The sequence below is a fragment of the Anaeromyxobacter sp. SG64 genome (assembly GCF_022690745.1).
Classification (GTDB): Bacteria; Myxococcota; Myxococcia; order Myxococcales; family Anaeromyxobacteraceae; genus Anaeromyxobacter; species Anaeromyxobacter soli.
This window is the reverse complement of record NZ_JALCZB010000173.1, coordinates 1-3475: the sequence shown is the minus strand read 5'-3', so window position 1 is coordinate 3475 and position 3475 is coordinate 1. Positions and strand designations below refer to the sequence as shown.

At 74.8% G+C, this 3475-nt stretch carries 2 protein-coding genes and 1 pseudogene; 1 reads left to right on the top strand and 2 read right to left on the bottom strand.

Annotated features, from left to right (window positions below; genetic code table 11):
• The coding region (gene rnr / locus MNZ29_RS23715) for a ribonuclease R (protein ID WP_242357038.1) at positions 1-2277 on the bottom strand (2277 nt) is incomplete at its 3' end.
• 2 nt (positions 2278-2279) lie between these two features.
• Positions 2280-3128, bottom strand: coding sequence for a TIGR00266 family protein (locus tag MNZ29_RS23710; RefSeq protein ID WP_242341536.1), 849 nt, complete (start codon positions 3126-3128; stop codon positions 2280-2282).
• Between the two features lie 72 nt (positions 3129-3200).
• Between MNZ29_RS23710 and MNZ29_RS23705 the strand changes: the two are divergent.
• Positions 3201-3475 (top strand): annotated as a pseudogene (locus MNZ29_RS23705) (molybdopterin molybdenumtransferase MoeA); the annotation flags it as partial.

Below are 3475 nucleotides of genomic sequence, written 5' to 3'. Positions count from 1 at the left end.
GGCCGCCGCGCGCGCGCGCGGTGCGCGCACCGCCGCCTCCGCCTCCGCGAGGACCTGCTCCGCCCCGCGGCGCTTCCGCCCCTTGGGAGCGGCCTTCGCCTCCTCCACGAGCTTCAGCTCGATGCGGCGCCGGATGGGGCTCGCGGAGACGACGTCCACCGTGACCTCCTCGCCCACCCGGAACGCGCGGCCCGTCGTGCGATCGACGAGGGCGTGCAGCTCGGTGTCGAGCTCGGGCATGCCACCGAGGTCCTCGATCTTGACGAGCCCCTCGACGAACCAGCGCTTCAGCTCCACGAACAGCCCGAACTCCACCACCGCCGAGACGACGCCCTCGAACCGCTCGCCCACCTTGTCCTTCATGAAGAGCGCCGCGTAGTAGGCCGCGATGTCGCGCTCGGCCTCCATCGCCGCGCGCTCGCGCTCCGACGAGATCGCGGCGAGCTCCGCGAGCACCGAGGCCGGCGTCTCGCGCGTCGACTGACCGTGCCGGCGCGCCCACTCCTCCTTGAGGAGCCGGTGGGCGACGAGATCCGGGTAGCGGCGGATGGGGGAGGTGAAGTGCAGGTAGTGCTCGGCGGCGAGCCCGTAGTGGCCGATGTTCTCCGTCGAGTAGATGGCCTGCATCATCGCCCGCAGGAGCAGCTGGTTCAGGGCGCGCTGCTGCGCGTGGCCCCTGAAGCGCCCCAGGAGCGCGTTCAGCGCCTGCGGCCCGGGCACCTCCGGCACCTCGAAGCCGTGCGACTCGGCGAGGTCGAGGAACGCCTGGAGCTTCTCCTCGTCCGGCACGTCGTGCACGCGGTAGATGGTGGGCAGCTCGCGCGCGCCGAACCAGCGCGCCACCGCCTCGTTCGCGGCGAGCATGAACTCCTCGACGATCCGGTGGGCGCGGTTGCGCGGCCGCTTCTCGATCGCGACGACCTGGCCGTCCTCGCCGAGCACGATCTTCGCCTCGGGGAGATCGAAGTCGAGCGCGCCGCGGCGCCCCCGCATGGCGGTGAGCTTCTCCTGCAGCTCCGCCATGAGCTCGAAGCGCTCCTTGAACCGCTCGCGCTCCGGGACGCGCTCGCCCGCGAGGACGTTCGCCACCTCCGTGTACGTGCAGCGCGCGGCGCTCCGCATCACGCCCTCGTAGACCTCCGCCGAGCGCGTCTCCCCCCGCTCGTCCAGGACGAGGTCGGCGACCATGCACAGCCGGTCCACGGCGGGGTTGAGCGAGCAGATGCCGTTCGAGAGCCGCTCGGGCAGCATCGGCAGCACCTGCATCGGGAAGTAGACGCTCGTCCCGCGCCGCGACGCCTCCGTGTCGAGGGCGGAGCCCGGCCGGACGTAGTGCGCGACGTCGGCGATGGCGACGACGAGCCGGTAGAGCCCCCTGCCCTTCGACCCCTCGAGCCGCTCCACGTGCACCGCGTCGTCGAAGTCGCGCGCGTCCTCGCCGTCGATCGTCACGAGGGGGAGCGCGGTCAGGTCGCGGCGGCCCTGGCGATCCTCGGGCCGGACGTGATCGGGGATCGCCTGCGACTCCGCCAGGACCGGCGCGGGGAACACGTCCGCGAAGCCCTTCGCGTAGGCGACCTTCAGCACCTCCACGCGCGGCTCGCCGGGGCGGCCGATGGCCTCGGCCACCTTGCCCTGCAGCCGCCCGGTGCCGGGCTCGAGCGCGACCTTCACCACGTCACCGTCCTGCGCCGCGCTCGTCTCCGGCACGGGCACGACCTCGCCGAGCTCCTCGTCCGCCGGGACGACGAAGCTGCGCGCGCCGCGCGCGTGGTAGGTGCCGATGAGCAGCCTGCGGCGGCGCTCCACGATCTCGACGAGCCGGCCCGCGGTGCGGCCGCCGCGCGCCGGCACGATCTCGACGCGGAGCAGGTCGCCGTCGAGCGCCTGCGACGCCTCGCCGGGCGGCAGGAACACGTCGTCGCCCTGGCGGTCGATGCGCGCCACGAACCCGTAGCCGTCCCGGTGCTTCTTGAGCGTGCCCACCACCTCGTTGCCACGGCCCGGCCGGCGCAGGCCGCGCCGCTCGCGGACCGGGGCGAGCGCGGCCGCCGGCGCCCCCGCGGGCTTGGCGCCCGGGAGCGAGAAGCGCTTCCCGTCCCGGTGAAGGAGCCCCTCGCGCGTGAGATCGCGGAGCGCCCGCTTCACCTCCGTCCGCTCGCCCGGGTGGAGCTTCGCCCGCTGCATGAGCTCGCGAACGGAGAGCGCCTTCCCCCCCGCGCGCCGCAGCTCCTCGACGATCGCGGTCCGCCGCCGCTCCTGGCCTTCGTGCGCCATGGTCAATCTCCGAACAGCTGCCCGAGCCCCCCGCCCTGCTGCTGGGTCGGGAAGAAGGGGAAGAGCGCGCCCGCCAGGGAGCGCAGGTTGCGGGTCTGCAGCCAGACCTCGCCGGGGCCGGCGAACTCCGCCACGAGCGCCTCGCCCGAGAGCAAGGAGCGCACCCAGCCGCGGCGGCTCGCCTTGCGCACCTCGAACGGCATGCGCGCATCGAACGCCACGACGTGGCCCGTGTCCACGACATAGCGCACGCCGGCGGGGACCGCGCGGCGCACGATCGCGCCGAACGAGGAGAGCAGGATCGTGCCCTCGCCCGAGGCGCGGATGAAGAAGAGCCCTTCGCCGGCGAAGAGGCCGCGGAAGCCGGCGAACTCGGTGTCGAGCCGGACCTCCAGCTCCGAGGCCAGCCACGAGGAAGACTGCACGAGCAGCGCGCGCCCGCCGAGCTCGACGCCGATGACGTCGCCCGGCACGGGCGGCGCGAGGATGACCTCTCCGGCGCCGCCCGTCGCGGTGAACGTCGAGACGAAGAGCGACTCGCGGGTGACCATCCGCTTCAGGGCGCCGACGAGCCCGCCCTGGAGCTGCGACTGCAGGTCGACGTTGCCGCTCATCGCCACCATCGCGCCCGCCTCGGCGCGGATCGACTGCCCGGGGGAGAGCTCGACGCGCGCCGACGCGAAGGCGCTGCCGCCGACGAGCTGGTAGCGCAGGGCGGCGCCGGCGGAGGTGGTCGCGAGGACCGGCGCGTCGTGCGCCGCCCCCGTCGTGGGCGTGGGGGCGAGGCGAGCGCCGCACGCCGAGCAGAAGGCGCCGGCGGCGACGGCCGCACCACAGGAGGGACACGTCATGGCGCGGGAGTCTACACGCGCGGCGCAGCGCGCACCGCAGGAAGAAGGGCGCCCGCGGTGTATAAACCCCTCGTGCTCACGCCCGCCGCCGCCCGCGCGCGCATCCTCGCCGCGCTGTCCGACCTCGCGCCGCTCCCCGCGGAGCGCGTCCCGCTCGAAGGCGCGCTCGGCCGTGCGCTCGCCGAGGACCTCTCCGCCGCGCGCGACGTGCCGGCGTTCGACGCCTCCACCATGGACGGCTACGCGCTGCGCGCCGCCGACGCGTCGCGCGCGGGCGCGCGCCTCCCCGTCGCGTTCGAGGTGTACGCCGGCCGGCCGGCGCCGGGCCCCCTGCCGGCCGGGAGCTG

Excerpts from the sequence above, each read along its gene's own strand:
- MNZ29_RS23710 (WP_242341536.1), bottom strand. The coding sequence starts at position 3,128 with ATGACGTGTCCCTCCTGTGGTGCGGCCGTCGCCGCCGGCGCCTTCTGC.